Annotated in this window: 28 protein-coding genes; 17 read left to right on the top strand and 11 right to left on the bottom strand. The window is 63.2% G+C overall.

Annotated elements, in window-relative coordinates; translation table 11 throughout:
- Positions 1-60 precede the first annotated feature (60 nt).
- Complete coding sequence (locus ACMV18_RS13765) at positions 61-1,014, bottom strand: LysR family transcriptional regulator (protein WP_420818308.1); 954 nt, start codon at positions 1,012-1,014, stop codon at positions 61-63.
- A 124-nt stretch (positions 1,015-1,138) separates the two neighbouring features.
- On the opposite strand from ACMV18_RS13765, the gene ACMV18_RS13760 reads away from it, so the two are divergent.
- The 3 genes from ACMV18_RS13760 to ACMV18_RS13750 are packed head-to-tail and all read left to right on the top strand — an operon-like array spanning position 1,139 to position 3,654.
- Complete coding sequence (locus ACMV18_RS13760; protein WP_420818307.1) at positions 1,139-2,062, top strand: alpha/beta hydrolase; 924 nt, start codon at positions 1,139-1,141, stop codon at positions 2,060-2,062.
- A gap of 30 nt (positions 2,063-2,092) precedes the next feature.
- The gene (locus ACMV18_RS13755; RefSeq protein ID WP_420818306.1) at positions 2,093-3,016 is read left to right on the top strand and encodes an alpha/beta hydrolase; all 924 of its coding nucleotides are present in this window, start codon (positions 2,093-2,095) and stop codon (positions 3,014-3,016) included.
- The gene (locus ACMV18_RS13750) at positions 3,013-3,654 is read left to right on the top strand and encodes a flavodoxin (RefSeq protein ID WP_420818305.1); all 642 of its coding nucleotides are present in this window, start codon (positions 3,013-3,015) and stop codon (positions 3,652-3,654) included. Before ACMV18_RS13755 ends, ACMV18_RS13750 begins: the two co-directional genes overlap by 4 nt.
- Before the next feature lie 161 nt (positions 3,655-3,815).
- Here ACMV18_RS13750 and ACMV18_RS13745 read toward each other — a convergent pair whose 3' ends face one another.
- The 4 genes from ACMV18_RS13745 to ACMV18_RS13730 all read right to left on the bottom strand — a co-directional run bounded on the left by ACMV18_RS13745 (position 3,816) and on the right by ACMV18_RS13730 (position 8,643).
- The gene (locus tag ACMV18_RS13745) at positions 3,816-4,298 is read right to left on the bottom strand and encodes a GreA/GreB family elongation factor (RefSeq protein ID WP_420818304.1); all 483 of its coding nucleotides are present in this window, start codon (positions 4,296-4,298) and stop codon (positions 3,816-3,818) included.
- A 49-nt stretch (positions 4,299-4,347) separates the two neighbouring features.
- A complete protein-coding gene (locus ACMV18_RS13740; protein ID WP_420818303.1) occupies positions 4,348-5,871 on the bottom strand; it encodes a hypothetical protein in 1,524 nt (507 codons plus the stop codon).
- 4 nt (positions 5,872-5,875) lie between these two features.
- Positions 5,876-7,165, bottom strand: a complete 1,290-nt coding sequence (locus tag ACMV18_RS13735; protein ID WP_420818302.1) for a hypothetical protein — start codon at positions 7,163-7,165, stop codon at positions 5,876-5,878.
- 122 nt (positions 7,166-7,287) lie between these two features.
- Entirely contained in the window at positions 7,288-8,643 is a 1,356-nt protein-coding gene (locus tag ACMV18_RS13730) for a sigma-54 interaction domain-containing protein (RefSeq protein ID WP_420818301.1), read from the bottom strand.
- 169 nt (positions 8,644-8,812) lie between these two features.
- Here ACMV18_RS13730 and cydP point away from each other — a divergent pair, with 169 nt between their 5' ends.
- The 6 genes from cydP to ACMV18_RS13700 all read left to right on the top strand — a co-directional run bounded on the left by cydP (position 8,813) and on the right by ACMV18_RS13700 (position 13,075).
- Positions 8,813-8,989 (top strand): cytochrome oxidase putative small subunit CydP, encoded by a 177-nt coding sequence (gene cydP / locus ACMV18_RS13725; protein WP_420818300.1) that lies wholly within the window; start codon positions 8,813-8,815, stop codon positions 8,987-8,989.
- A complete protein-coding gene (locus ACMV18_RS13720; protein ID WP_420818299.1) occupies positions 8,986-10,554 on the top strand; it encodes a cytochrome ubiquinol oxidase subunit I in 1,569 nt (522 codons plus the stop codon). The genes cydP and ACMV18_RS13720 overlap by 4 nt, the downstream gene beginning before the upstream one ends.
- 19 nt (positions 10,555-10,573) lie before the next feature.
- Positions 10,574-11,710, top strand: a complete 1,137-nt coding sequence (gene cydB, locus ACMV18_RS13715; RefSeq protein ID WP_420818298.1) for a cytochrome d ubiquinol oxidase subunit II — start codon at positions 10,574-10,576, stop codon at positions 11,708-11,710.
- Between the two features lie 35 nt (positions 11,711-11,745).
- The gene (gene cydX / locus ACMV18_RS13710; protein WP_374256574.1) at positions 11,746-11,853 is read left to right on the top strand and encodes a cytochrome bd-I oxidase subunit CydX; all 108 of its coding nucleotides are present in this window, start codon (positions 11,746-11,748) and stop codon (positions 11,851-11,853) included.
- A 1-nt stretch (position 11,854) separates the two neighbouring features.
- A complete protein-coding gene (locus ACMV18_RS13705) occupies positions 11,855-12,145 on the top strand; it encodes a cyd operon YbgE family protein (RefSeq protein ID WP_420818297.1) in 291 nt (96 codons plus the stop codon).
- A gap of 69 nt (positions 12,146-12,214) precedes the next feature.
- Positions 12,215-13,075, top strand: a complete 861-nt coding sequence (locus ACMV18_RS13700; protein WP_420818296.1) for an alpha/beta hydrolase — start codon at positions 12,215-12,217, stop codon at positions 13,073-13,075.
- 12 nt (positions 13,076-13,087) lie between these two features.
- On the opposite strand, the gene ACMV18_RS13695 is transcribed toward ACMV18_RS13700, so the two are convergent.
- The 6 genes from ACMV18_RS13695 to ubiM all read right to left on the bottom strand — a co-directional run bounded on the left by ACMV18_RS13695 (position 13,088) and on the right by ubiM (position 20,804).
- Positions 13,088-14,089: a sulfate ABC transporter substrate-binding protein gene (locus ACMV18_RS13695; RefSeq protein ID WP_420818295.1), complete on the bottom strand. Its 1,002-nt coding sequence runs from the start codon at positions 14,087-14,089 to the stop codon at positions 13,088-13,090.
- Between the two features lie 81 nt (positions 14,090-14,170).
- Positions 14,171-14,617, bottom strand: coding sequence for a hotdog fold domain-containing protein (locus tag ACMV18_RS13690; protein WP_420818294.1), 447 nt, complete (start codon positions 14,615-14,617; stop codon positions 14,171-14,173).
- Between the two features lie 92 nt (positions 14,618-14,709).
- Positions 14,710-16,272, bottom strand: a complete 1,563-nt coding sequence (locus tag ACMV18_RS13685; protein WP_420818293.1) for an FGGY-family carbohydrate kinase — start codon at positions 16,270-16,272, stop codon at positions 14,710-14,712.
- Complete coding sequence (locus ACMV18_RS13680) at positions 16,265-17,818, bottom strand: glycerol-3-phosphate dehydrogenase/oxidase (RefSeq protein ID WP_420818292.1); 1,554 nt, start codon at positions 17,816-17,818, stop codon at positions 16,265-16,267. Before ACMV18_RS13680 ends, ACMV18_RS13685 begins: the two co-directional genes overlap by 8 nt.
- The gene (locus ACMV18_RS13675) at positions 17,811-19,412 is read right to left on the bottom strand and encodes an FAD-binding oxidoreductase (protein ID WP_420818291.1); all 1,602 of its coding nucleotides are present in this window, start codon (positions 19,410-19,412) and stop codon (positions 17,811-17,813) included. The genes ACMV18_RS13680 and ACMV18_RS13675 overlap by 8 nt, the downstream gene beginning before the upstream one ends.
- 123 nt (positions 19,413-19,535) lie before the next feature.
- Positions 19,536-20,804 (bottom strand): 5-demethoxyubiquinol-8 5-hydroxylase UbiM, encoded by a 1,269-nt coding sequence (gene ubiM / locus ACMV18_RS13670; protein ID WP_420818290.1) that lies wholly within the window; start codon positions 20,802-20,804, stop codon positions 19,536-19,538.
- Between the two features lie 137 nt (positions 20,805-20,941).
- On the opposite strand from ubiM, the gene ACMV18_RS13665 reads away from it, so the two are divergent.
- From ACMV18_RS13665 to arsA, 8 genes are all read left to right on the top strand, one after another.
- Positions 20,942-21,274 carry an ArsR/SmtB family transcription factor gene (locus tag ACMV18_RS13665; RefSeq protein WP_420818289.1) on the top strand — a complete coding sequence of 111 codons (333 nt, stop codon included), beginning with the start codon at positions 20,942-20,944 and terminating at the stop codon, positions 21,272-21,274.
- A gap of 12 nt (positions 21,275-21,286) precedes the next feature.
- Entirely contained in the window at positions 21,287-21,790 is a 504-nt protein-coding gene (locus ACMV18_RS13660; RefSeq protein WP_420818288.1) for an arsenate reductase ArsC, read from the top strand.
- A gap of 10 nt (positions 21,791-21,800) precedes the next feature.
- Positions 21,801-22,856, top strand: coding sequence for an ACR3 family arsenite efflux transporter (gene arsB / locus ACMV18_RS13655; protein WP_420818287.1), 1,056 nt, complete (start codon positions 21,801-21,803; stop codon positions 22,854-22,856).
- On the top strand, positions 22,853-23,401 hold the full coding sequence (gene sigZ / locus ACMV18_RS13650) for an RNA polymerase sigma factor SigZ (protein ID WP_420818286.1): 549 nt from the start codon (positions 22,853-22,855) through the stop codon (positions 23,399-23,401). The genes arsB and sigZ overlap by 4 nt, the downstream gene beginning before the upstream one ends.
- A gap of 80 nt (positions 23,402-23,481) precedes the next feature.
- Entirely contained in the window at positions 23,482-23,616 is a 135-nt protein-coding gene (locus tag ACMV18_RS13645) for a hypothetical protein (protein WP_420818285.1), read from the top strand.
- 148 nt (positions 23,617-23,764) lie between these two features.
- Positions 23,765-24,769 (top strand): permease, encoded by a 1,005-nt coding sequence (locus ACMV18_RS13640; protein ID WP_420818328.1) that lies wholly within the window; start codon positions 23,765-23,767, stop codon positions 24,767-24,769.
- 27 nt (positions 24,770-24,796) lie between these two features.
- On the top strand, positions 24,797-25,030 hold the full coding sequence (locus ACMV18_RS13635; protein WP_374256550.1) for a thioredoxin family protein: 234 nt from the start codon (positions 24,797-24,799) through the stop codon (positions 25,028-25,030).
- A gap of 19 nt (positions 25,031-25,049) precedes the next feature.
- Positions 25,050-26,804, top strand: coding sequence for an arsenical pump-driving ATPase (gene arsA, locus ACMV18_RS13630; protein ID WP_420818284.1), 1,755 nt, complete (start codon positions 25,050-25,052; stop codon positions 26,802-26,804).
- The last annotated feature ends 5 nt before the right edge of the window (positions 26,805-26,809 follow it).

The raw sequence follows: 26,809 nt of genomic DNA, 5'->3' as shown, positions 1-26,809 counted from the left end.
GATCGAATCGCGAGTTCACCGAACCCGTAAGTGTCAGGCCCGAGGATTTATGACCGGGGTTCAGGTGTTAGCCAATCTGGCTCGCTTGGATTCGTCTTCAAGTAGCTGTTTTCGTTCGATCAAGAAGTCCATCAGTGCACGGATCTTGGCGGGCCGTTGTGCCCGCGACGAAACGTAGAGATAAAAGCCAGGGAAGGGCCAGCACCAGGGCGCCAGCACCCGCACCAAGCGGCCCTCGGCCAGGTGCTGACGCACGCAGATGTCCAGGTACTTGATCAGCCCCACGCCTTGCAGCGCTGCGTTGAGCATGTTCTCGTCGTCGTTGAACACGGCGCTGCCTTTGGGCTCGACCACCACGGTACGGGCCTCGGCGTCGGGCGAGGTGAACGACCAGCGGTCGATCGTGCCGCTGGACGAGAAACGGTAGGCCAGACAGTTGTGCCGCATCAGGTCGACCGGCGTTTGGGGCAGCCCGTGCCGGGCGAAGTAGTCGGGCGAGCCCACCACGGCCATCTCGATCGGCGGCGTGACTGGCACCGCCACCACGTGTTCGTCCAGGCTTTCGCCCAGGCGCAGGCCTGCGTCCATGCCGTCGGCCACGATGTTCGACAAGCCGTCGTTCATCACCAGCTCCAGCCGCACCTTGGGGTGGCGCGACAGGAACTCGCCCAGGTGCGGCTCGATCAGCAGCCGCGCGGCGATGCGCGACGAGTTCAGGCGAATCAGCCCTGAAGGCTCGTCGTGCTGCTCAGCCAGCTCGTTGACGGCGCGCTCGATGGCCGACAGCGCGGGCTGCAGCACGTCCAGCAGGCGCTGGCCTTCGTCCGTCAGCGACATGTCCCGGGTCGTGCGGTGGAGCAGGCGCACGTCCAAGCGCTCTTCCAGCCCCTTGAGGTGCTGAGACAGCGCCGCGCGCGTCACGTTCATCTCGTCGGCGGCCTTGGTGAAGCTGCGGTGACGGGCGATGTGCGCGAACCAGGTCAGCGAGGCGAGCAAAGAGGGTTCGATGGGCATTTGGTTAGTTTAACTAAGCAGTCATGTCCGAGAAAGGCTATTTATCTATGCCAATCGAATTCCTACGATGCACCCATGCCGCACACATTCAGCGGCGGATTCACCCCCCACCGGAGCGCACCCCATGTCGACCAACGTCACCTTCAAGAACCTCAACGGCCAAGGCATCACGATGGCCGCCACCCTGTACTTCCCGGCTGATTTCGACGCTGCCCGCACCTACCCCGCCGTGGTCGTGTCGCACCCGGGCGGCGGCGTCAAGGAGCAGGCCGCCGGCCTGTACGCCAGCAAGCTGGCCGAACACGGCCTGGTGGCCATCGCCTTCGACCGCTCTTACCAAGGCGCCAGCACCGGCGAGCCCCGCCAGTTGGAGAACCCCCACGTGGCAGTCGAAGACGTCAGCGCCGTCATCGACTACCTGACCACACTGCCCTACGTGGACGCGAACAAGATCGGCGCCATGGGCATCTGCGCCGGTGCCGGCTACAGCGCCAACGCCGCCATCAACGACCGCCGCATCAAGGCGCTGGGCATGGTGAGCGCGGTGAACATTGGCCAGATGTTCCGCAATGGCTGGGAGAACAACGTCAAGGACGCCGACGCCGTGGGCTACCTGGACTTCGGCTCGAGCGCCCGCACCGCCGATGCCCGTGAGCAAGGCTTCGCCACCATCCCGCTGGCACCGCTGAAGAAGGAAGACGCGCCCAACGTCGAGCTGGCCGAGGCCTGGGAGTACTACCACACGCCCCGCGCCGAGCACCCCCGCGCACCGGGCTTTGCCCTGGCCCGCAACCTCAACCAGATCATCACGTACGACGCCTACCACCTGGCCGAAGCCTTCCTGACGCAGCCCATCCTGGCTGTGGCCGGCAGCGTGGCGGGCAGCAAGTGGATGAGCGAAGACCTGCTGGCCCGCGCGGCCAGTACCGACAAGACCCTGCACATCGTCGAAGGCGCCAACCACATGTCGCTGTACGACGTGCCGCAGTACGTGAACGAGGCCGTGTCGAAGCTTGCGCCGTTCTTCCGCGCCAAGCTGGCTGGCTGAGCCGCCGCCCACCTCATCAGGAGATTCACCATGGAAGCCGTCACCATCCGCAACCCGGGCATGACCTGGGACATCGCCGCCCACATCCACGTCCCGCCGGGCTTCGATGCGACTCGCCGCTACCCGGCCATCGTGTCCAACCACCCGATTGGCAGCAGCAAGGAGCAAACGGCGGGCAACGTGTATGGCGCGGCCTTGGCCGAAGCCGGCTTCGTCGTCATCGTGCCCGACGCCAGCTTCCAAGGCGGCAGTGGCGGCTCGCCCCGCTGGCTGGAGGACGCCGAACAGCGTGTTCGCGACTACCGCGACGTGATCGACCACCTGCAGCGCTTGCCCTATGTGGACCCTGAGCGGATCGGCATCCTGGGCATCTGCGGGGGCGGCGGCTACTCGATCAAGACCGCCATCATCGACAAGCGGATCAAGGCCCTGGCCAGCATCACCGGCGTCAACTTCGGCCGGCTGTTCCGCGAAGGCTTCAGCGGCTTCAACCCGGTGGGCACGCTTGAAGCGATGGCGGCACAACGCACGGCCGAGAACGCTGGCGCCGAGCCGCGCGTCGACATCTTCCTGCCCGAGAGCGTCGCAGCGGGCCAGGCCGCCGGCATCAGCGACATCGATGTGCTGGAGGCCACCGACTACTACCGCCGCCGCCAACCGAATGCGAACGCAGGCACCCGCATGCTGTTCTCGCACGCGGCCACCAACCTCGCCTGGGATGCCTTCGCCTTTGCCGAGACGCTGTTGACGCAGCCGATGATGGTGGTGATCGGCGACAAGCCGGGTGGTTTTGGCGCCTATCGCGATGGCATGGAAATTCATGGCCGCGCTGCTTCGAAGGACAAGCACCTCGTTGTGGCCGAAGGCTGGTCGCACTACGACCTGTATGACCAGCCCGAACCGGTGGGCTTCGCCCTGTCGAAGGTGGTGCCCTTCTTCAAGGACAAGCTGTGAAGCACGCGCTCATCCTCGGGGCCAATGGGCAGATCGCGCAGTGGCTGTTGATGCTGCTGGCCGTGGCCATGCTCTCGGGGCTCGCGTTTTTCATCGGCGTGACTTTGATCGAAAAGCGGCAGGCCCGGGCGGTGGCGGGCATGGTGCCCCATGACGCCCCGGCGCACAGCCGGGGCGCGGTGGTGTACTTCTCGCGTTCGGGCAACACCGGGCTGGCGGCGCGCCACGTTGCCAAGCGGATGGGCTCGGCGCTCTACCCGCTGCAAGTGCCTGAGTACGAGCTGGGCCTGGGCGGGCTGGCCCGCTCGGCGTTTGCAGCCAATGCGCGCCGAACCGATCCGGAGGCCCTGCCAGACATCACACCACGCCGGTTGAACCTCAAGCCCTTCGACACGGTCTGGCTGGGCTCACCGATCTGGGCCTTTGTCGAACACAACCGCTTCGACGGCCAGCACGTGGTGCTGTTCAACACCTTCAACAGCAACCTGGCCGCCGACCAGATCGCGGCGTTCAAGGCCAAGGTGATGGCGCGCGGCGCGCGGTCGTTCAAACACCGGCAGGTGCTGCGCGGGCGCATGACGCGGCAGCTGACGCCTGAAGAGATGCTCGGGAGCATCGACTCCGAATGGTTTGCCTGACGCCAGACAAGCATGAACGTGGCTCAACAGTCAAGCCGCAGTAAGTTGTCAGGCGAGTCCGTTCATCGCTACCAGTATCCAAGTGATATGGATGGGTTCGGTTTCAGCCTATCGCTGACATCGAAAAGCCAAATGTCCAGTTGGCAGCACTGGCTTGCCGCTTACTGAACCTGCAGCACCTCAAATTGCTGTCGGACTTGCGCGATCTGGATGGACACTTCATCGCCCTCGCATTTGCCCAATAAGGCCCGACCCAAGGGCGATGCGCTGCTGATGACCTGAACGAACTGGTCGCCGCTGACCAACTTCATGCTGCCGCCATCCGGTCCGAGAAAGAGCGATTGCTGCTGGTCATTGGCATCGACCAGGCAGACCAGCGCGCCGAGCTGGATGCCTTTGTGGGCGTCATAGGGACTGGGGCGGAACTGGCGCCAATGGGCCATGGCCTGGCGGATGGCTTCTGCGCGCCGAGCCTGGCCGGTGGCCAGGTATGCGGCCTCAAGGCCCAAGGTGTCGTATTTGTTTTCGGCGATGTTCTCTTCGTGCGTCGCCGTTTCATGGGCCACGCGCGCGGCCTGTTCAACTTGCAGCAGGTCTTCGGCGAGGCGTTCCAGCACCTGTTGTTGCAGCAAGCATTTATCCATGATGAAAGGTCGGCATCTTGAACCAGCGGGGGCAGGCCCCGGTTCCGTTTCAGTCACCACATTGCGAGTCTGCGAACCCGCATCGATCTATGCACCGTGCTCGGGACGAGCCAGAAGAGCTCCGACCGCCAAAGAAGCCTGTGCCGTCTTGATTCGACAGGCCCTCACATTGCGCCTCACAGGCTGAGCGCAAGGCCGCACAGTTGTTGGCCTGGCGACGTGCCTCACGCACGGATGCGCGTGCTGCCTGTTCTTCACGCTCGCGACGGCCTTCCGCCAGTTGTCGTTGACGAATGACGACGCCTTGTCGCCACCGTGCTTCCGATTGCGGCACGGCGGCCGCTTCCGGGGGAACCACGCCGCCACGTACCAGGATCACACCCAGGCTTTTGTCCGGCTCGTACTCTCGCCAGCCATCTTCGCCATCCAGTCTTTGGGTGCGCAGGGTGGTCATGCCGTCGAATTGATCCGCCAGCAATACGTCGTCGTGGCTCTGCCCAAACAGCAGCCGGTGGCCCTGATGGCTGCAGCGCTGGCCAAAGCTCAGGCTTCGAAATTCGTTGCGCGTTGGCAAGCGCCAGTCACTTTGTCCCGCAAAGCGGAATTCACGCACGGCGCGCAGCATGCCCCCCCAGTCATAGCGGTTGGGCTCACCAACGCAGGTGTCGTCACGCAGCGTGGATCCGAGCGGGCACCTCAGCCAGGTACGGTCGCTGTTGTCGGTGAAGGTGCCATCACGGTTGTCGGTGTAACGCGATGTCTGCTGATGGCATTGCACTGCCAGCATGGTGGAGTCGCGCACCAGACCTTGGTTGCGCCCCTCGGCAAAGTGGTTGGTTTTGTAATCGTTGATGAAGTCGCGGAACGGGTGAGTCGGTGGCAACGCGTCCAGGGTGATGGCCCCGTCGAAGCGACCGTCGCGCATATTGCCTCGGAACGCCACCACCCCCGAGGCGGCCTTGGTGACCCATCCTGACGGCCTGAACTCGCCGTCTACCGTCAGCGTGCCGCGGCCCTCCGCGCGCCCCTGGCGGCAGTCGCCTGTCCAGAACATGTGCGAGACCCGCTCGGGGTGGATGACTTGCACACCGTCTTGCTGATCCAGCGTGTCGAGCGCGCGCCAACCGCCAAACTGCCGGGTGTCTGCGGCGCACGGCATGCCCGGCAGAATCTTTTTCTCTGCCAGCTTGGTGATTTGGGCGGGGCTCAGCTTGCCCTGGCTCAGCAGCGAGGTCGCCAAGGCATAACTCAGGCTGCCCCGTTCGACTTGGGCCTCAATGTTGTCGGCCACCAGTGCCTGATCGGACGATGCGCCCATACAGCGCGCGATGAAGCTTTTGTGCTCGTCGGCGCGCAGTTGCAGCTTGTTGGCTGACTGCGCGCAATCGACGATGCGCTTTTCGAGGTTCTTTTTTTCCTCCTGGCGGCAGTTGTGCATGGCCACCGAGTCGCTGCCATGCACGCGCACGCAATAGCTATCAATCCCTGCATGGTTGGTGGGCCGGGCCTCTTGTGCGCCGGCAGTCAGGGCCACCAGACCAACCGCGGCCAACATCGCAATCCGCAGTGCCATGATGTCATTGCCCGATGGGCTTGCCGTTTTCGAATCGCCCATCGAACACGCGCCCATCTGGCCAGGTGACCGTCCCCCAAATCGGCATCAGTTGCAGGGGGCCGAAACGGAAGTCGGACGGGCTGGAGGTCGATGCTGCAGCCAGATAGAAGGCACTGCGCACACCCCGAGGCCACGAGCCCTCTGTGTATTCCGATGCCGATGCCGTCAGGCGTGCGCCATTCTGCAGGGTGAAGCCAGATGGATAGCATTCCACGCCACCCGCCCATTTTTGGACGGTCAAGTGCAACACCAGCGACCGTCCGGAACGGTCAATCAAGGTGACGGACGGGTTATCTCCACAGAAGGAGAGTGCGTCACTCAGAGACACGCCTTTCGCGGTCAGCGTTTCGCCACCCATCACGAACTCAATGTCACCGACCCAAGCCCCGGTCAGCCCGTGTCTGGCATCCAGCGAACCCCCCACGCCTTGCAGGGTGAGTGTCGAAACACTTGCCAACTTGCTCTGTGCGATGGTTGGTTCGAGCCGCCTGATGCTGCGAGACACGCGTTGGTTCAATTCGTCCAACAGGCTGCCAGGGAAGGGGGCGTCGATCCGTACGCTCCCCTTGGCATTGGCGAACTTCGCCGCCCACAGGTGACCTCCCCTCGGTGATGTGACGACCACTGGACCAGTCAATTTGCCCGCCGTGCGTTGAACCAGGGTGGTGGTGTTGGTTGAGGAAATTTTGGCGGAAAGATAGACCTTCTTCGAGTGGGCGAATGAGAACTGACACTCCGCATCGTCCTTGCCTGTGAGAGGCTGATCGGGCTGATGCCAGAGGTTGGTGCAGGTCATGCTGGCAGACACGCCAATGCCATTGCCACTGGCTTTGATATCCAGTGTTTTTTGCGCACGCACGGTGTACTGCGTACCCGGTACGGCCTTGCCAGCGACAAAGAGTCCTTCCACCAAGTAGCTTTCGCCAGAACCTGTTTCCCCAAGCACAGGCGGGTTGACGCGCACGGTTGCCATGCCTGTCGGCTTGCCGAAATTGTCGCAATCACCTCCCGCATAAGCGATTCGTCCGCCCCATTCCTGTCCCTGCCATTTCGCGGCAGAGCAGGTGGCCTGCAAGGGCAAGGATGATTTGGATGCGTCGGCTTGCTGTGCAACGGGCTGACCTGCAGATGGGGTGCCTGCATCACGCAGGCCTGCCTGAACCGGCACGCCCTTGCCATCCTCTTTCTTTTGCGGTGTCACGCACCCCGTCAACAACGCGGCAGAGGCTGCAAGCACTGAAATACGCACCATCAATTTCACAAAGCGCTCCCGAAATGCATTGATACAGCGCACATGATGAACCGCGTGTTCCAATCCTTCAAGGCTCGGCGCGGTGCTCATGTGGTCTATCGGATGCATCATGTCTAAGCAAGTCACTTGGCTTTGGACTGCAGGGCCTTGAGCTTGCGATAGAGCGAGCGCTCGCTCATGCCCAGACTGGCCGCCAACTCGGCGCGGCTGCCTCGGTGGCCTTGCACCGCAGCCAGCAAGGCCGCATCGGCCTGATCCTTGCGCCAAGGCAACAGCGCCGGTGCGACAGCGGTGCCAAGGGGGGGATCGGTCTCCGGCCTTGCGTGGGAAGGGGGGCTGCCATCCCACGCATCGGCCGCCAGCGCTTGCTCGATGTGCGACACCTCGATCAGGTCATGGTCACAAAAAAGCGCAGCGCGCTCCATGACATTGCGCAACTCTCGGATGTTGCCGCTAAAGGGGTGGCTCATCAGTCGATGCTGACCTGCCGCTGAAATGCTCAGTCTGCGAGCGGGTGCCACGCGTGACAACAGAGCGTCGGCCAGCAAGGGGATGTCCTCCCGACGCTCTCTCAGTGGGGGCAGACGGATGGGGAAGGTGCTGATGCGGTGGTAGAGATCCTCTCTGAACTGCTGTTGCGCGATCATCTCTCTCAGAGGACGGTGTGTGGCAGCGATCACGCGCACATCGGTGTGGCGCAAATCGCTGCTGCCGACCCGCCGAAAAGTCCCCGTCTCCAAGAGGCGCAGTAGCTTGACTTGCATGCTCAGCGGGATGTCGCCCACCTCGTCAAGAAACAGTGTGCCGCCGTTGGCCGATTCGGCCAGGCCCACACGCTTCGACGATGCCCCAGTGAAGGCCCCTTTTTCATGGCCGAACAGCTCGCTCTCAAACAGCGTCTCGCTGAGGCTGGCGCACTCCACGACGACAAAAGGTGCGCCGGCCCGTGGGCTGGCTTCGTGAATGGCCTTGGCCATCAACTCTTTGCCGGTCCCCGATTCGCCCAGGAGCAGCACGCTGGCTGTCGACGGGGCCACCCGGAGCGCCATCTCCAAGGTCGCGCGAAACGAGGGCGCGCGTCCCACCATCCCTTGTTCGACCGGCGCCCCATCATGGGTGGTCATCGACTCCATCTTTTCGATGAAGTAACGGATCTGCCCGTGGTGATCCTTCAGTGGCACCAGTTCGATGTTGACGTAAGCCTCGCCGGTGGGCGTGTGATGCAGGTGCAGCACCCTTTCCCGCTGACCGGAGACCATGGCCCGCGCACGTGGGCAGCTCTCGCCGGCGTGGTCGCATGGCTCTGAAAAGCAATGCGACACCTCAAAGCAAGTCCGTCCTCGCACATCACGTCCTTGCGCGTACTCACGCAGATACGCGGTGTTCGCTGACACGATGCGGTAGTCCATGTCGAACAGGATGTGGGGCTCTGGCAAGCCATCCAGATAGGACATGAGGGCGGGCAAGTCGTCAGACATGGTTTTTTCTCCAGGTAACCGCCATATGGCTGCCGGGCTGGCGGTCAATTGTGTCACTTTGGCAGTCATGTTGGCGGCTGCTTTTTTGCACTAGAAGGCCAAGTCCTTGATTTGCCTCATGTTTGTGGGGAGGCCGGGCTTGGCATGGATTGTGTATACGGGGTGGGGTATGACATCCGCTGATCGTCGTCTTTTACGTCATCTGGTCGTCGCCGTGGTGATCAAGCTCATCGTGCTGACGGCGTTGTGGTGGCTGTTCGTCCGTGACACCCGCGTCACGGTGGACGCCACCCGCATCGACCAACGCCTGGGCGGTGTCACCTCTTCTCAAGGAGCCTCCAAGTGATATCCGAACAATTGGTTGACCTGTCTCGGCTGCAGTTTGCCGCGACAGCGATGTACCACTTCCTGTTCGTGCCGTTGACCCTCGGCATGGTCTGGTTGCTGGTCATCATGGAAAGTGTGTACGTGATGACCGGCAAGGTCGTCTGGAAAGACATGACCCGGTTTTGGGGCAAGCTCTTCGGCATCAATTTCGCCCTGGGCGTGACCACCGGCATCACGCTGGAGTTTCAGTTCGGCACCAACTGGGCCTACTACTCCCACTACGTCGGGGACATCTTTGGCGCGCCGCTGGCCATCGAGGGTCTGATGGCGTTCTTCCTGGAGTCCACCTTCATCGGGCTGTTCTTCTTTGGGTGGGACCGCTTGAGCAAGACGCAGCATTTGCTGGTGACCACGCTGATGGCCATTGGGACCAACCTGTCGGCCCTGTGGATCCTGATCGCCAATGGCTGGATGCAGAACCCCGTGGGTGCCGAGTTCAGCTACCAGACCATGCGCATGGAGATGGTGGATTTCTGGGCGGTGGTGTTCAACCCCGATGCCCAGGCCAAGTTCGTGCACACCGTTTCGGCCGGCTATGTGACCGGCGCGATGTTCGTGCTGTCGATCTCGTCGTGGTACCTGCTCAAGGGGCGAGATGTGGAGTTTGCCAAGCGTTCGTTCCGCGTGGCTTCGGCTTTTGGCCTGGCATCGGTGCTGAGTGTGATCGTGCTGGGTGACGAGTCGGGCTACACGGTGGGCGAGGCGCAGCAAACCAAGATGGCTGCCCTCGAAGCCATGTGGGAAACCGAGCCGGCGCCGGCAGGCCTCAAGTTGATTGCGGGCATCAACGAAGCGCAACAAAAAAATGATTGGGAGGTCGAGATTCCCTATGTCATGGGCGTGATCGGCACCCGCTCGCTCGACAAGGAAATCCCAGGCATCCACGACATCAAGGCGAAGAACCGCGACCGTGTGGTCCGTGGCATCGAAGCCGTGAAGGCGCTGGATGCCCTCCGCAAAGACCGCCAGGACACAGGCGCCAAGCAGGTGTTCGAGCAATACAAGGCCGACCTGGGCTTTGGTTTGCTGCTGAAAAAGTACACGACCGACATGAACCAGGTCACCACCGAGATGATTGACCGGGCGGTGGACAGCACCGTGCCCCGTGTCACGCCCATGTTCTGGTCATTCCGCGTGATGGTGGGCCTGGGCTTTGCCATGCTGGCCTTGTTTGCCTTGACGTTCTGGACCTCGGTGAAAGGCACGTTCACGAAGCGACCCTGGCTGTTGCGCACGGCGCTATGGATGCTGCCTGCGCCCTGGATCGCCTGTGAAGTGGGCTGGTTTGTGGCCGAGTACGGACGCCAGCCCTGGACGATTTATGGCGTGCTGCCCACGCACCTCAGCGTGTCTACCTTGAGCGTGCAGAGCTTGTACGGCTCGTTGGCCGGGTTCATTGGCTTCTACACCGTGCTGCTGATCGTCGAGATGTACCTGATGGTCAAGTTTGCGCGCATGGGGCCGGGCAGCCTGGGAACGGGTCGCTACGACCGCGAAGTCATTCACCACACTGCTCACGCTTGATCAGATACGGAGTCACATCATGTTGGATTACCCAACCCTCAAGATCATCTGGTGGCTGTTGGTGGGCGTGCTGCTCATTGGCTTTGCCATCATGGATGGCCATGACATGGGCGTTGGCACTTTGCTGCCTTTTGTGGGGCGCAGCGATGTCGAGCGCCGTGTCGTCATCAACACGGTCGGCCCGCACTGGGACGGCAACCAGGTCTGGTTCATCACCGGTGGCGGGGCCATTTTTGCGGCTTGGCCGCTGGTTTACGCGACGGCCTTCAGTGGCTTTTACTGGGCCATGCTGGCGGTGCTGTGGGCGCTGTTCTTCCGCCCCGTGGGTTTCGACTACCGCAGCAAGATCCACAACGCCACCTGGCGCAGCGTGTGGGACTGGGGCCTGTTTGTGGGGGGCTTTGTGCCGCCGGTCATCTTCGGCGTGGCTTTTGGCAACCTGCTGCAAGGCGTGCCCTTTGGCTTTGATGCCTACCTGATCTCGACCTACACCGGCAGCTTCTGGCAATTGCTCAATCCCTTTGCTTTGCTGGCAGGGGTGGTGAGCAGCGCCATGATCACGATGCATGGTGGCGCGTATCTGGCGCACCGGACCGAGGGGCGTGTTCAGTCGCGCGCCATCACGGGTGCAAGTTGGGCCGCTGTCGTGATGGTGTTGGGCTTTGTGGGGGCGGGCATCTGGCTTCAAGCCATCGATGGCTACCGCATCACCTCGTTGGTGGACCCCGCTGCCTTGCCTGACCCCATGGGCAAATCCGTGGTGCGTGAGGCCGGGGCCTGGATGGCGAACTATGCGGCACAGCCCCTGCTGTGGGGCTTGCCGGCCATGGGTGTGGCCGGGGCGCTGCTGGCGGCACTGTTTTTGCGGGTGCGCCGCACCTTGACCGCCTTTGTGTGCTCGGCCCTGTCGATGGTGGGTGTGATTGGCACTGCAGGCGCGAGCATGTTCCCCTTCGTGATGCCGTCGAGCAGCATGCCCAACGCCAGTTTGACGGTCTGGGACAGCGTGTCCAGCCATTTGACACTGGGCATCATGTTCTGGGCGACGGTCATCTTCATGCCGCTCATCGTCCTCTACACCGGCTGGGCTTACCGTGTGATGCGCGGCAAGGTAACCGAAGCCTACATCCGAGAGAACGACCACGCCGCATATTGACGCGTGCGCCAACCTTGATATTGAAGGAGACAGTCATGTGGTATTTCGCTTGGATTCTGGGGGTGGGCTTCGCCGTGCTGCTGGCCATCCTCAACGCCATGTGGGGCGAGAACGAAGAGGCCCGGTCCAAGGCCGAGCGCTGACATGGAGGCCCCGCTCACACCCTCGTCATCGCGGCAGCCAGGGCTTCACTGGCCATCGCTGTGGGTGGCGGTTCTGATCATGATCGGGGGGACCTTGTATCCCCCGCTGATGGCCAATGCGGCCGGGCGTGCCGATCACGTCCTGGCCTCGTCCCTGTTCTGGGCCATGAGTGCCGGATTCATCCGAGGCGTGGGCTTTGTACCGACCTTCTGGCTCTGGCGCGGATTGTTTTCGGGGTGGTCGTGTACGCTGGGCGTGCTGGTCGCCGCCTATGTCAAATCAACACACTGACGCGATGCGGCGCTGCCCAGACGCACCGGGTTGATGGCCGTTCTGGCCTGACATACTGACATCTGTATCGTGAATGTATTCAAGACGCTGGCGCATCGCGCCTTGCTGTGGGGGCTGAAAGCCCCGCATCAGCCTCATCCGCTGATCCCGGAAGGACTGGCACAAGCAGCGCAGCCCACGCGACCGGTCTGGATCGACGGCGAGGGCGGCAGCCGATTGTTTGGCTGGTTCGTGCCGCCACCCCAGCAGCGTGCGCCTGCTCCAGGGGTGGTGCTCATGCATGGCTGGGGCGCCCATGCTGGGCTGATGTGGCCCGCTGCGGCGTGGCTCCACGAGGCCGGGTTGGCGGTGCTGGTGCTGGACGCGCGAGGACATGGGCTGAGCAGCCCGGTGGACTTTCAGTCCTTGCCACGCTTTGCGCAAGACGTGGATTCAGGCCTGAGTTGGCTACGTCAACAGCCTGAAATCGATGCCACGCGCCTGGCCTTGGTCGGTCATTCCGTGGGCGCGGGTGCGGTGCTGCTGTCTGCCACGCGCCAACCCGATGTGCGTGCGGTCATCAGCTTGAGTGCCTTCGCGCATCCGGCTGAGGTGATGCAGCGCTGGCTGGCGCAGATGCGCATTCCAATGCGATGGCCGGGGCGTTGGATCCTGGCGCATGTCCAGGAAGTGATTGGGGCTCGCTTTGATGACATCGCGCCGCTGCGCAGCGCAGCGGCGCTCTCGTGCCCCATTCTGTTTGTGCATGGTCACGAGGATGAGACCGTGCCATTTTCCGATGCTGTGCGTTTGGCAGAGGCCCGCGGCGCGGAAGCGTCCACCTGTCTGGCCGTGCCGGGCGGACATGACCTGACAGAAGGCCTGGGACCGGATCATGTGCACCGCATGATGGGATTTTTGCGCGCGTCGTTGGGCGTTTCGCCCGGGTGAGCGCGCACGGCATCACCGCTTCAGATAGATCTGATCGAAGACGCCGCCATCCGAGAAGTGCGTCTTTTGAGCTTGAGCCCAGCCCCCAAACGTGTCGTCAATCGTGAACAGGTTGATCTTGGGGAACTGCTTGGCGTACTTGGCGGCCACCTTCGGGTCAATCGGGCGGTAATAGTATCGGGCGATCAGATCTTGAGCCTCCGGGGTGTAGAGGTATTGCAGATAGGCTGTGGCCACTTCACGGGTGCCGCGCTTGTCGACCACCTTGTCCACGACGGCCACGGGTGGCTCCGCAAGGATGGATTGGGGTGGGTACACCACGTCAAATTGGGTGTCGCCAAATTCCTTCTTGATCAGCGCAATTTCGTTCTCCCAGGCCAGCAGCACGTCACCCAGGCCACGCTCTGCAAAGGAAACGGTCGAACCCCGTGCGCCCGAGTCAAGAACCGGTACGTGCTCGAACAGCTGCTTGATGAAGGCGCGAGCTTTGGCGTCGTCACCCTGATGCCGCTTCAGCGCATGACCGTAGGCGGCCAGGTAGGCCCAGCGTGCACCGCCTGATGTCTTGGGATTGGCGGTGATGACCGAGTGGCCGGGCTTGATCAAGTCGTCCCACGTCCGGATGTTCTTGGGGTTGCCCTTGCGCACCAGAAACACAATGGTGGACGTATAGGGCGTGCTGTTGGCCTTGAGTTGCCGCTGCCAGTCAGGGCGCAACAGGCCCTTGTCGGCAATGGCATCAATGTCGTAGGCCAACGCCAGTGTCACGACGTCGGCGTCCAGACCGTCGAGCACCGAGCGTGCTTGCTTGCCGGAACCGCCGTGCGAGGCTTTCACCACCACGTCGTCACCGGTCTTGGCTTTCCAGTACTTTGAGAACAGTTTGCCGTAGTCAGCGTAGAACTCCCGGGTGGGGTCATACGAGACATTGAGCAGTGAAATGTCTTTGGCGTAAACGAAGGCACCGCTCAAGATCAATGCAGCGGCCACAAAGGTGTTGCGAATGGTTTTCATGGTTGTGTCGAACGGGATGAATGCAATGGATGCACTCTAGAGAGCCCGTCGCACAACGTGAACGAACGAAATCGCGTTTGCTTATGAATCCAGCGACTTGACGTTCATCGTGATCTGCGCCGTGAACACCTTCTTGCCCGTGGTGTCGAAGATCTCGACAGGGACCACCTTGTCGCCGGGGACTGACCAGTCGATCGCCGAGCCGTCAGAGATCGCCGTCAGATCGGTCTTGGCTTTGGCCAGGTACGCCACGGTCATGCCGGACGGAATCCAGCGTGTGCCAGCGGGCAGTGACACGTCGGTCATGATGCCGCCCACCAGTTCCGCAGCGTTGCACAAGGCGATGGCGTGCACGCATCCCAGGTGGTTGGTGATCTCTTTTCGGAAGGGAATGCGTGCTTCGGCGCGCTGTGGGCGCAGGTCCACCAGGGTGGGGGTGATGGTGCTGAAGTAGGGGGCGATCTCGCACACCATGCGGCTGAACTGGTCAGCGCCGACGGTGTTGAACATCTGAAGGGCCTGGCTCATGGTGACTCCGCTGAAGGCGATGCCTCACCCTATCAAGAGGGCAAGGCGGCCGCCATCGTGTCATGACCTATTGACCAGTCGATCGGCTTCGTTCAGCGCTTGGGGTAATGGGTGATGTGACGGATCGATCGATACAGGGGCGAGAGGCGGTCGTACATGCGCAGGTAAACCTCCTTGTAGAGCCGGTCATACACCTGCGCGGTGCTTGCATGGGGCTCGAACACCTGGCCGGGGTGTGACATGGCTTCCACGGCCGTCGCATGGTCTGAATGGACACCGCAGCCAACCGCTGCATTGATGGCCGCGCCCAGACCCGATGCCTCATAGGTGTGAATGCGTTCGGTGGGCAGACCAAAGATGTTGGCCGTGATCTGCATGATGCGATCACTCTGTGAGCCACCACCGGCCACACGCAGGGTGCGAATGGGCGTGCCGTTGCGCTTCTGGAGCTGATCTTTGCCATGTCGCAAAGCGTAGGCCAGACCTTCGATGATCGATCGGTACAGGTGGGCACGGGTGTGCACATCGCCAAAGCCAATGACGGCCCCTTTGGCTTCCGGGCCAGGAAACTTCACGCCCGGATTCCAGAAGGGCTGCAGCACCAACCCCATGGCCCCGGGGGGCGAGGCATCCAGCAGTTCGTCGAACAGCAGTTCCGGGGCGATGCCACGTTCCTCGGCCTGGCGAACCTCGTGTGCCGCAAACTCCCGCTTGAACCAGTTCACCATCCAGTACCCACGCTGGACGATGATTTCCGAGTTGTAGGCGTGTGGCACTGCGGCCGGGTAGGCCGGCAAAAACGGCATGGGCTCGATGTAGCGGGTGTTGCCTGTGTTGATGGTGGCGGTGGTGCCGTAGCTGATGCAGCCCACATCGGGGCGGATGCCGCCACAGGCCAGGACTTCGCAGGCCTTGTCGGCACCAGCCGCATAGAGCGTCAAACCGGCCGGAATGCCCGTGTGGGCCGCGGCGTCAGCGGTGATCCGCCCAAGGGGTCGCGCCGCCTGCACCAGAGGAGGCAATTGCTCGGGACGCACGGTCAACGCCTGCCACTTGAGGTCGCCTGGGCGTGCCCAGTCCTGTCGCTTGTGATCGAACGGAACATAGCCTACTTGCGACGACACGGCGTCTTGCAAGGTGCCTGTGAGCAGGTGGCTCAGGTAGGCCGACAGTTGCACAAAGTGCCGGGTGCGCGCCCAGTCGTGCGGGAAGTCGGCCGCCAGCCAGTTGCACTCGGCTTTCGAGCGCAGTTGATACAGCATGTGGGACATGCCGGCCGCGGCAGCGCCCCAACGCATCCAGAAAGGCAGAGGAGGGTAGCGGTCGGTGCGTCGGGAGTCGAGCCAAATGGTGGCGGGCCGAACGGGCTGGAATTCCTCATCCAGGCAAATCATGGTGGCGCGCTGACACGTCAGTGCCGCAGCGGCCACCCGATTACGCAAGGTCGGGTGCTGTTGCCACAGTTGCTGACATGCCAGGCCGAGGTGATGCCAGAAGTACTCGCCGTTTTGCTCGGCCCAATTGGGGTGCTTCGAGAAATAGGGCGTGATGTGCTGCTGGGCTTTGGCCACCAACTGGCCGCGCGGGTCAAACAGCATGGCGCGCACACTCTGCGTGCCTTGATCGATCGCCAGGAAGAGCGGTTCGTCAGCCATGGTGAACCCTTTCTGTGGCGGCACGCACCGGCAGCCGGTAGTGATGCGTCAGGATGTCCTGATAGCGTTGCCACTCTTGTTGCCATGTGCCTTCTTGCCAGCCAAGCCAGCGTGTGCATGCCTCTCGCACGGTGCGCAGTTGCTCGGGGCTCAGGGTGTCTTGCACATTGCCGATGCGCAGACGTCGAAGCAACAGGTCATCCAGGTGCACCACCATTTCGTGTTGCAGCACCCAGTCCACATGCGCGGCAAATTGCGTGCCGTGGGCTGCGCCCCGCAAGGGATGGTTGAGCCCCAGGGGGACGGTCACTTCATGATTGAAACAACGCTGAGCGCGGTCCCCGTGGGCTTGTTGATGGCTGCGACGGTCGAGCAAGCCAGCGGCCAACAGCGCATCGAGCGCAATTTGCCGGAAGGTGGTGAGCTTGCCGCCGGACACCGAGATCACACCATCGTGCTGCCACACCAGGTGGTCTCGACGTTCCTTGGACGGGTCGCGACCTTTGCCCGAGGCAATGATGGGTCTCACGCCGGCCATCGTGCTCAGTACATCCTGGGTGTGCAGCGATGCGGCGGGCATCTCATGGCGAACGACTTCCAGCAGGTAATCGATCTCGGCCTCGGTGGCCGTGGGCTCGTCAAGCGGTCGGCCTTGATGATCCAGGTCGGTGGTGCCGATGCAGGTCTGGCCTTTCCAAGGAAAGACAAAGACGGGGCGCTGATCTCGCGGATGCAGGAAGGTCAGACATTCCGACACGGGGAGTTTGGCGTGTGAGACGAACACGTGGGTGCCGCGCTGCGGGCGCACCACCGGGGGTGTGCCTGACAGCTGATCAGCCCACAGCCCGGTGGCATTGAACACATGTCGCGCTGCGATGGCGGTGGTGCGGCCGTCGATCTCGTCGTGTACCGACAGGGTATGCAGCCCATCGGGGTGGGGGCGATGGATCGACCGCACGGCGGTGTAGTTGCGCGCGTGTGCCCCTTCCAGGCAGGCCTCCTGCAGGACGCGGATCACCAGCCGGCTGTCATCGGTGAGGGCATCGGTGTAGCGCATGGCCCCCAACAAGCCCTCGGGCTGCAGCAGCGGATGGTGCGCCAGCAGCGCCCGGCGAGGCACCCACTGGTGGTCTCGGATGCCTGCAAGCCAGTCATAGAGCTTGAGCACCAGGGTCAGTGGCCAGCGGCCCGGAAACTGGCCTGTCCGAACGGCAAACAGATAGGGCATGCGGACCACCAGATCCGGCAACTCGTCGAGCAGTCGCTCACGCTCTTGCAGTGCGTGGCGGGTCAGGCGAATGTCGCCTTGAGCGATGTAGCGCAGGCCCCCGTGCACCATCTTCGAGGAGCGGCTGGAGGTGCCCCAGGCAAAGTCCTTTTGTTCCAGCAGCAAGGCGCGATGCCCTCGTCGCGCGGCTTCCAGCAGAATGCCCGCGCCGGTGATGCCGCCACCGATGACCACCACATCCCACGGCGTGTCTTGCCCGATCAGTGCAGACAGTGGGGGGCGTTGCGCCAGCAAGGTTGATGCACGCACTTCAGTCATGGAAGTGCCCCAGGCAGCCCTTGTTGAGCAATTCATCCTGATCAAAGTAGCGCAGCACCTGCCCCACCGCCGCCATGCCGAGCGGGCCCTTTTCGGCGGGCAGCCAGGGGGCGTGATCCCGGCCTACGCCGTGCTGGTGACTGATGGTGCCGCCCATCTGAACCACGGCATCCGACGCAGCGGACTTCATGGCCTGCCAGCGCGCTTGCGTGGCTTCGTAGGTGTCCGAGTTGCGGAAGAAATAGGTGGTGTAGATGCTGGAGCCCTGCGTGTACATGTGCGACAGATGGGTGAACACGTGGGCGCGTTCACCGTCTCCGCAGTGACGCTGAATGGCTTGCTCGATGGCGTGCATGGTTTCGGTGACCTTGGACCAGTTCACCGCCGTCTCCAGGGTGTCCACCGAGTAGCCGTGTTCCCAGAAGCCGTGGCGCAAGTGCGGTGAGCGGAAGCGGGCATGTTCCCAGCGTTTGCCCATGAAGGTGCCGGTGTACAGGGCCCCGCCCGCACGAACCCGGCGCTTGATCTCACCGATCAGGTAGCGGGCCTGTCGTCGGCTACCCGTCACGCCCATGGTGATCATGCACTTGCCGTCAGGGCACCCTCTGAGGGCGGTGTAGCGGTGCAGCAGTTTGGCTTGCCACGCGTCGGCGCCGAGGACCAGATGGGTGCGCGTTTCTTCCGGATTGGACAGCCGCAGCATCGACAAGGGCAGCTTTTCCTGAACCATGTTGCGGACCAGTTCCAGGGCGGTGTCCCAGTCCGGGGCAAAGGCCACATGGAAGGACTCGTGCTCGGGCAGGCGCTGGACCCGCACGTCGACCTCGGTGATGATCCCCATGCGACCTTCGGTGCCCATGAAGATCTCGCGCAGGTCGGGGCCAGCGGATGAGGCCGGCACACTGGGGATGTCGAGCGTGCCGCGCAGGGTTTCTATGCGCCCGCCCGCAAACAACTGCTCGATGCGGCCATAGCGCATGGACTGCTGCCCCGACGAGCGACTGGCCACCCATCCGCCCAGGGTGGACAACTCGAACGACTGCGGAAAGTGCCCCAGCACGTAGCCCTTTGCGGCCAGTTGTCGCTCGATCTCTGGGCCTGGGGTGCCTGCGCCCAGTCGGGCAATTTGGCTCACCGGGTCGAGGGCCAGCAGTTTGTCCATGCGCGCCAGCGACAGCGTCAGGATCGGGCGATCCGACGGCTGCGGCGTGATGTGGCCAGCGACCGAGGTGCCGCCGCCGTATGGGATGACGGTCACGCCCTGAGCCTGAGCCCACTGCAGCAACTCGCGAACCTGGTCCGAATGGGTCGGTTGGGCGACCCCGTCAGGGAACACCTCGAAGCGACCTGATCGCATCGCATACCAGTCCGGCAGGCTTTGTCCGCGCGCATGACGGATGCGAGTCTCGGCATCCTGCGCCACCAGCGGGTGGGCTGGCAGTCGGCTGGGCGGCACGGTGGCCATCACTGCTGACAGTGGGGCATCTGCCAACACGCGACCCTCACCCAGCAGGCTCTGTACGTGAGCCAAACCAGACGGTCGAAGCGGGAAATGGTGTGCTTCATCTCCCCAGCCGTTCCAACGCCGTGCCATGAATCGCATCCTCTCAAGTCATTCAACCTGGTGGATGCTAAGCAAGCGGCCGTGGCGCGTATTGACAAAGTGCGCCATCTGCCGACCGCATGCGACCGGGCAAACGCGACGCGGGATGCGGTGTCAGCGTCGGCCGAAGAGGGACGAGGGGCGCGGGATGTGGGGCAAGGTGTTCAGCTTGTCGCGAACCAGATCAAACGGGGACAGGCCGCTGCCCGTGAGTTGGCGCGTGATGGCGGCCTTCAGTGGGGGCAGGTGCTTGGACACGCGCAGAATGGCGCCGCGTACCAGGTGTGCAGCAGGCAGATCGTTGGTGAACAACTTGACGATGGCGTTGGTGCCCAGGTAGATGGGCAGGGTCACGCGCTGGTGTTCGCTGGCGTAGGTCTGCAAGGCACGGCTGTCGCCCAGATCCCGACCGGCCGCGCGCGCCGCCACGAGTTCGCGCGTCAGCGTCTCGATGCCATACAGGCCAAAGTTGTAGCCGTGCGCAGTGACAGGGTGCATGCCCACAGCGGCGTCGCCAATCAAGGCGAAGCGGTCGGCCCAGAAGCGCTGGGCGTAGACGGCCACCAGCGGGTAGGCGTGACGTTGTCCGGCGGTGCGCATGTCACCCAGGCGGTGGCCGAATTCACTGTCCACGGCTTGGGCAAAGGCTTCGTCGCTCCATTGCATGATGGCTTCGGCGCCATCGGTGCTGACGGTCCACACCGCCGAGGCCTGTCGCCCCGCCATGGGCAGGATCGCCAGGGTGTGACCGTGCAGGAAGCATTCGTGGGCAATGCCCTCGTGGTCGTGTTCATGCGCCATGCGGCAAACGATGGCCGTGCGCCCGAAATCGAGCATGCGGGCACCAATGCCGGCCATCTTGCGCACGGTCGAGAAGCGGCTGTCGGCCGCCACCACCAGCGGGGCGCTCAGTTGGCTGCCGTCTGCCAGGGTGACCGTGGCGCGGTCGGCAGTGCGATGCAGGGCCGTCACCCGGGCCTCGCCTTGCAGGGTGATCCAGTCGGCACGGGCCACGGCGCCGGCGTAGCAGGCCTCGCGGATGCGGTGGTTGGGGACCAGCCAACCCAAGGCCTCGTGTCCCTCGTCCTGGGCGTCAAAGGGCAGTACCAGGGGGGAGTTGCCGCTGGTGACCTGCGCCTTCTTGAGCGGCGCCACTTCGTCCGCAGGCAGGCGATTCCACAGGCCCAGCACACTCAGCACGCGGCGGGCGCGGTGGGTCAGGGCGATGTCGCGACCATCTTCGGGAGGATGCGCCAGACTGGACAGGGGCGCTTGCTCCAGCACCCGTGTGCGGATGCCTGCATCCGCCAACGAGCAAGCCAGGGCCAGACCGGCCGGGCCTGCGCCCACGATCAGAACATCGGTGTCCAGCGACGCATTCATGACAAACCTTCTTGTATGACAAATCCCCGCCAGCAGGCGGTGTGCCATCCTAGGGTGCGCACCGCCCGGTGTCCTTGATCGGGGTCAGTGAGGCTGGTCGGCTGGAATTCATTCAATAATTCAACTATTATTGAAATGTGGAAGAAAACGATGTCATCCAATCTTTGGCGGCGCTGGCGCAGCCCGTCCGCTTGCGTGTGTTTCGGGCCTTGGTGGTTGCCGGGCCTGCTGGCTTGACGCCGGGCGCCTTGAGTGAGCAGTTGGTGGTGCCCGCCACCTCGCTGTCGTTTCACCTCAAGGAGCTGACGCATGCCGGGCTGGTCTCGCAGGAGCGAGACGGGCGACATCTGGTTTACCGCGCCGCGTTTGCGCGCATGAACGGCTTGCTGCACTACCTGACCGAGCACTGCTGTCAGGGCGGCGCGTGCGAGGTGTCTGCCCCTGATGCGTCGTCCTGTCCTCACTGCTGATTGCTGATCACCATGACCATTCACGTTCTGATCCTGTGTACCCACAACTCTGCCCGCAGTGTGTTGTCGGAGGGCATGCTCAATCACCTTGCCGCCAAGTTGGGCAAGGACGTCAAGGCGCACAGCGCCGGCAGTGCGCCCAGTGGTCGCATCAACCCCTTCGCCGTCGAAGCACTGAACAACGCCGGCATTGACACCTCGGCCTACCGCAGCAAGAGCTGGGACGAATTCACCACGCCCGAGGCGCCCCCCCTGTCCATCGTGATCACCGTGTGTGACAGCGCGGCCGCTGAAGCCTGCCCGGTCTTCTTCGGCGGTAACGGCCAGCCCGTGAAGGTGCATTGGGGCTACCCAGACCCCTCTAACGCAGAAGGCGGCGAAGAAGGCAAGCGCCGTGCGTTCGAGCTGACCCGTCAGGCCATTGGCTACAAGATGCTGCAACTGCTGGCCTTGCCGCTGGACACCATGGACAAGTCCGCGTTGGCCGATGCTTTGGCCGCCATCGCGCGAAGCTGAGGGGATCAAGATGTCGCAATCCAACGCACAACCGATGAGCGTCTTTGAGCGCTACCTGACGGTGTGGGTGTTTCTCTGTATCGTCGCGGGCATCGCACTGGGGCAGTTTGCCCCCGAGCCCTTCCAGGCCATCGGTCGCATGGATGTGGCCCAGGTCAACCTGCCCGTGGGCCTGCTCATCTGGGTGATGATCATCCCGATGCTCATCAAGGTGGACTTTGGCAGCCTGTCGCAGGTGAAGGCCCATTGGAAGGGCATTGGCGTCACGCTGTTCGTCAACTGGGCGGTCAAGCCATTTTCGATGGCCTTGCTCGGTTGGGTGTTCGTGCGTCAGGTGTTCGCGCCCTGGTTGCCCGCAGAGCAACTCGACAGCTACGTCGCTGGCCTGATCCTGCTGGCGGCGGCACCTTGCACGGCCATGGTGTTCGTCTGGAGCCGACTGACCAACGGTCATCCCCTGTTCACGCTCAGCCAGGTCGCGCTCAACGACACCATCATGGTGTTCGCCTTCGCACCCATTGTCGGGCTGCTGCTGGGGCTGTCGGCCATCACCGTGCCCTGGGACACCCTGGTGACCTCGGTGGTGCTGTACATCGTGATTCCTGTGGTGCTGGCCCAGTTGGTCCGCAAGGCTTTGCTCGCACGCGGTCAGGCTGCCTTCGACGCGGCGCTGGCAAAAATCGGCCCGTGGTCGATCGCTGCCCTGCTGGCCACACTGGTGTTGCTGTTCGCCTTCCAGGGGCAGGCCATCATTGAGCAGCCCTTGGTCATCGCCATGCTGGCCGTGCCCATCCTGATTCAGGTGTTCTTCAACTCGGCGCTGGCCTACTGGCTCAACCGTCGCGTGGGTGAGTCGCATAGCGTGGCCTGCCCCTCGGCCTTGATCGGTGCCAGCAACTTCTTCGAGTTGGCGGTGGCGGCAGCCATCAGCCTGTTCGGCTTCCAGTCGGGGGCCGCGCTGGCCACGGTGGTGGGCGTGCTGATCGAGGTTCCGGTGATGTTGCTGGTGGTGCGTGTGGTCAACCAGAGCAAGGGCTGGTACGAACAAGGGGGCCGTCGCGCATGAGTGCGGCCGAACAATGGCCCTGCCTGATGCGGGCCTGGCATGCCCACGAACGGGAATTGCTGGGCTGGCTCGCGTACCGTCTGGATGACCCGGCGACGGCGCGTGACCTGCTGCAGGACGTGTTCATCAAAGCCCTGCGCATGGGTGGGCGCTTTTGTGATGTCACCAACGCCAGGGCGTGGTTGTTCGAGGTGGCACGCAACACCCTGACCGACCATTGGCGCAAGCACCGCCCCACAGACGTGCTGGACGACACCTTGCCCGATGCCGAGCCCGAGGAGCCGGCCGCTGTCGACAGCCTCGCCAGTTGCTTGCCGCGCGTGCTGGCTGAACTCAGCGAAGCAGACCGGGATGCCATCACCCGCTGTGACCTGAATGGCATGAGTCAAGAAGACTACGCCCGACTGCTGGGCATCACGCTGCCTGGCGCCAAATCACGCATCCAACGGGCCCGACGTCGTCTCAAGGCGCAACTGATGACGTCCTGTCAGGTCTCGCTTGATTCACACGGATCGGTCTGTTGCTTCACACCCCGGTCACCATGAGGTAGCAGGGACTGGCCCCCTGCATCTTTTGGCGGACTGCTGCGTCTTCTTGCTGAACCACACAGGAGATGCGCATGTGCATGGGATACGCCAAAGACATCAAGGCCTGGGTCTGCCCGCAGGAAATCGGACGCCGGGAGCATTCGCTGGAGCGTTGGGGCGAGATGATCCGTTCGGAAACCGATCCCCTCGGCCAACCCGTCCGTTTGCAGTAGGGTGCCCCCACGGTCACGTCATGGCGGGCTGTGGATGCGATCAAGTTTGACGCAGCTGCTTGACACCCAGAATCCGTCGCGGGATGCTTCCCATATGAGCACAACAGCAGCCAGAGTGTCACAAGAGACCCACCGGTTTTGGCATTGGATGGCCGCCATGGCTGTCTTGCTGCCCACATGGTGGTGGGCCTATGTCCACCTCACAGACTTTGCCGATGCCGTGGTGGTGCTCGCCGGGCTCACCCGCCAGACCGCTTTGGGAGAGGCCTTGCACTTCTTCTGTTACGACACGCCCAAGGTGCTGCTGTTGCTGACGGGTGTGGTGTTCGTGATGGGCGTGGTGCAGACCTTTTTTGCCCCTGAGCGCACACGTGCCTTGTTGGCCGGGCACCGTGCGGGCATCGGCAACGTGCTCGCCGCCTTGCTGGGCATCGTCACCCCTTTTTGCTCCTGCTCGGCCGTGCCCTTGTTCATTGGCATCCTGTCGGCGGGCGTACCGTTGGGGGTGACGTTCTCCTTCCTCATTTCGGCCCCCATGGTCAATGAAGTGGCCTTGGTCATGTTGCTGGGCCTGTTCGGCTGGAAAGTGGCCGCGCTGTACCTGGGGCTGGGGCTTGCCGTGGCCATCGTGGCTGGCGTGGTCATCGGCCGCCTTGGCATGGAGCACCATCTGGAGGACTGGGTCCAAGCCGTGGCGCAGGGCGCGGGCGCGGCTGACTCTGCCAGCGAAAGCCTGTCTTGGCCGCAACGCCTGCAAGCCGGGGCGGTGCACGTCAAGGAGATTGTCGGCAAAGTCTGGCCCTATGTGATCGCCGGGATCGCCGCCGGGGCGGGCATCCATGGCTACGTGCCCGAGGACTTCATGGCGAGCATCATGGGACGCTCCGCCTGGTGGTCGGTCCCGGTGGCCGTGATGTTGGGTGTGCCCATGTACACCAATGCGGCAGGCATCATCCCCATCGTGCAGGCTTTGCTGGGGAAGGGGGCTGCGTTGGGGACCGTGCTGGCCTTCATGATGAGCGTGATTGCGCTATCGGCCCCCGAAATGATCATTTTGCGCAAAGTGCTCAAGCCGCCTTTGATTGCAACGTTTGCGGCGGTGGTGGCCACGGGCATCTTGCTGGTGGGCTATGTGTTCAATCTGGTGCTGTGACGCAGCATCGCAACGACGAGAAACATCATGAAAGACATCAAGGTCCTGGGTTCGGGTTGTGCGAATTGCCGCAACACCATCACATTGATTGAGTCCGTGGCACAAGAAGTGGGTGCAGCCATCCAGATCGAGAAGGTGCAGGACATGCCCCGCATCGTGAGCTACGGCGTGATGTCGACACCGGGCGTGGTGGTCGATGGCAAAGTGGTGCATGCCGGGGGCGTGCCCAGTCGTGACAAGATTCGGAGCTGGTTGATCTGACTTCGTGGCGCGCATCACCATGACATGGCTTGAACATCCCACCCGCTTTCTGTTTTTCACCGGCAAAGGCGGGGTTGGCAAAACGTCGCTGTCCACCGCCACAGCGATTCAGCTGGCAGACCGTGGGCTGAGGGTGCTCCTCGTGAGCACCGATGCCGCATCCAACCTGGATGAGATGCTGCATGTGCCGCTGCACAATTCAGCAACGCCGGTGCCGGATGTGCCGGGCTTGTCGGTGCTCAACATCGATCCCAATACTGCAGCAGAAGACTACCGGCAGCGGGTGCTGGCCCAAATGGCCGACCGTAGCAGTGAGCAGGAACGCGCCACCGTGCGTGAGCAACTCTCGGGCGCCTGCACCACCGAGATCGCCACCTTTGACGAATTTGCCAGCCTGCTGGCCGACGGGGCGCAGGGCTACGACCATGTGGTGTTTGACACCGCGCCGACGGGGCACACGCTGCGATTGCTGAGTCTGCCCAAGGCCTGGAGTGGCTTCCTCAAGGACAATGATCGTGGGGCGTCCTGCCTGGGGCCGCATTCCGGCTTGAAGATGCAAGAAGCCCGCTTCAACGCGGCCTTGCGCGCCTTGAGCGACCCGGCCCTGACGACGGTGGTCTTGGTCGCACGCCCGGAAACGTCTGCGCTGCGTGAGGCGGCGCGCACCGCAGAGGAACTGTTGCCCTTGGGCCTGTCGCACCAAGCCCTGATCGTCAACGGCGTGTTGAGAGACCCGCAGGCCGATGATCCGCTGGCCTGTGCGCTGGCGGCAACGGGCGCGGCCGCGATGGCCGCCATGCCTGCGCCGTTGCGTGCGCTGCCCTCCGCGCAGGTGCCGCTGCGTGCGTTTGACACCGTGGGGGTGAGCGCGCTGCGGGCGCTGCTGGATGACGCGTCCGCCCAGCGTTGGGTGCCATCGGCCCCCGCTGCGGCGGACGATCTGCCGGACGCGGCCTCCTTGCAGGCCTTGGTCGACGAGTTGTCGATCGCAGGCAAGGGGCTCATCATGGTGATGGGCAAAGGCGGCGTCGGCAAAACGTCGATTGCGGCGGCCTTGGCGCTGGGCTTGGTGCGCCGCGGGCATGCGGTGCATTTGAGCACGACCGATCCGGCTGCCCACCTTGCCAGCACGCTGGAGGGGCAGGTGCCCGGGCTGACGCTCAGCCGCATCGACCCCAAGGCAGAAACCCAGCGCTACATCGACAAGATCATGGCCACGCGTGGCGCGCAGCTTGATGATCAGGAGCGCGCACTCTTGCTGGAAGACCTGCAGTCTCCCTGCACCGAAGAGGTGGCGGTGTTCCACGCGTTTTCGCACACGGTGGCATCGGCGCGCAGCGCCTTTGTGGTGCTGGATACCGCGCCCACCGGTCACTCGCTGTTGCTCATGGATGCCACCGGGGCCTATCACCGCCAGATGACGCGTGAGCTGGAGGGCAAAACGGCCGCCCGCATCGTGACCCCGCTGATGCGCCTGCAAGATCCCCAGTACACCCGCATCCTGTTGGTGACCTTGCCTGAGACGACGCCTGTGTCGCAGGCCGTCGCCTTGCAGGACGATCTGCGGCGCGCCCAGATCGAGCCGTATGCTTGGATCCTCAACAAGTCCTTGAGCGCCATCGGCAGCACAGACCCGACGCTGGCAGCCCGCCTTCAGGGCGAGCGCAAGCAGGTGGCGCGCATCCGTTCGGGCCTGGCGCAGCGACTGTTTCGGGTGCCCATGTTGTCGCAGCCGCCCGTGGGCGTGGACGGTGTGACACAGATGCTGGGCTAGCGCGG

It is taken from the genome of Aquabacterium sp. (genome assembly GCF_048860245.1).
In the GTDB taxonomy this organism is placed as follows: domain Bacteria; phylum Pseudomonadota; class Gammaproteobacteria; order Burkholderiales; family Burkholderiaceae_C; genus Aquabacterium.
Note: the sequence above shows the minus strand (reverse complement) of the source record. Positions and strands in the feature narration are given on the sequence as shown.

What these genes read in the sequence shown, in the direction of transcription:
- ACMV18_RS13765 (WP_420818308.1), bottom strand. Translation starts at nt 1,014, where the DNA reads ATGCCCATCGAACCCTCTTTGCTCGCCTCGCTGACCTGGTTCGCGCAC.
- ACMV18_RS13760 (WP_420818307.1), top strand. Translation starts at nt 1,139, where the DNA reads ATGTCGACCAACGTCACCTTCAAGAACCTCAACGGCCAAGGCATCACG.
- ACMV18_RS13755 (WP_420818306.1), top strand. Translation starts at nt 2,093, where the DNA reads ATGGAAGCCGTCACCATCCGCAACCCGGGCATGACCTGGGACATCGCC.
- ACMV18_RS13745 (WP_420818304.1), bottom strand. Translation starts at nt 4,298, where the DNA reads ATGGATAAATGCTTGCTGCAACAACAGGTGCTGGAACGCCTCGCCGAA.
- ACMV18_RS13740 (WP_420818303.1), bottom strand. Translation starts at nt 5,871, where the DNA reads ATGGCACTGCGGATTGCGATGTTGGCCGCGGTTGGTCTGGTGGCCCTG.
- ACMV18_RS13735 (WP_420818302.1), bottom strand. Translation starts at nt 7,165, where the DNA reads ATGGTGCGTATTTCAGTGCTTGCAGCCTCTGCCGCGTTGTTGACGGGG.
- ACMV18_RS13730 (WP_420818301.1), bottom strand. Translation starts at nt 8,643, where the DNA reads ATGTCTGACGACTTGCCCGCCCTCATGTCCTATCTGGATGGCTTGCCA.
- cydP (WP_420818300.1), top strand. Translation starts at nt 8,813, where the DNA reads ATGACATCCGCTGATCGTCGTCTTTTACGTCATCTGGTCGTCGCCGTG.
- cydB (WP_420818298.1), top strand. Translation starts at nt 10,574, where the DNA reads ATGTTGGATTACCCAACCCTCAAGATCATCTGGTGGCTGTTGGTGGGC.
- cydX (WP_374256574.1), top strand. Translation starts at nt 11,746, where the DNA reads ATGTGGTATTTCGCTTGGATTCTGGGGGTGGGCTTCGCCGTGCTGCTG.
- ACMV18_RS13705 (WP_420818297.1), top strand. Translation starts at nt 11,855, where the DNA reads ATGGAGGCCCCGCTCACACCCTCGTCATCGCGGCAGCCAGGGCTTCAC.
- ACMV18_RS13695 (WP_420818295.1), bottom strand. Translation starts at nt 14,089, where the DNA reads ATGAAAACCATTCGCAACACCTTTGTGGCCGCTGCATTGATCTTGAGC.
- ACMV18_RS13690 (WP_420818294.1), bottom strand. Translation starts at nt 14,617, where the DNA reads ATGAGCCAGGCCCTTCAGATGTTCAACACCGTCGGCGCTGACCAGTTC.
- ACMV18_RS13685 (WP_420818293.1), bottom strand. Translation starts at nt 16,272, where the DNA reads ATGGCTGACGAACCGCTCTTCCTGGCGATCGATCAAGGCACGCAGAGT.
- ACMV18_RS13680 (WP_420818292.1), bottom strand. Translation starts at nt 17,818, where the DNA reads ATGACTGAAGTGCGTGCATCAACCTTGCTGGCGCAACGCCCCCCACTG.
- ACMV18_RS13675 (WP_420818291.1), bottom strand. Translation starts at nt 19,412, where the DNA reads ATGGCACGGCGTTGGAACGGCTGGGGAGATGAAGCACACCATTTCCCG.
- ubiM (WP_420818290.1), bottom strand. Translation starts at nt 20,804, where the DNA reads ATGAATGCGTCGCTGGACACCGATGTTCTGATCGTGGGCGCAGGCCCG.
- ACMV18_RS13660 (WP_420818288.1), top strand. Translation starts at nt 21,287, where the DNA reads ATGACCATTCACGTTCTGATCCTGTGTACCCACAACTCTGCCCGCAGT.
- arsB (WP_420818287.1), top strand. Translation starts at nt 21,801, where the DNA reads ATGTCGCAATCCAACGCACAACCGATGAGCGTCTTTGAGCGCTACCTG.
- sigZ (WP_420818286.1), top strand. Translation starts at nt 22,853, where the DNA reads ATGAGTGCGGCCGAACAATGGCCCTGCCTGATGCGGGCCTGGCATGCC.
- ACMV18_RS13645 (WP_420818285.1), top strand. Translation starts at nt 23,482, where the DNA reads ATGGGATACGCCAAAGACATCAAGGCCTGGGTCTGCCCGCAGGAAATC.
- ACMV18_RS13640 (WP_420818328.1), top strand. Translation starts at nt 23,765, where the DNA reads ATGGCCGCCATGGCTGTCTTGCTGCCCACATGGTGGTGGGCCTATGTC.
- ACMV18_RS13635 (WP_374256550.1), top strand. Translation starts at nt 24,797, where the DNA reads ATGAAAGACATCAAGGTCCTGGGTTCGGGTTGTGCGAATTGCCGCAAC.
- arsA (WP_420818284.1), top strand. Translation starts at nt 25,050, where the DNA reads ATGACATGGCTTGAACATCCCACCCGCTTTCTGTTTTTCACCGGCAAA.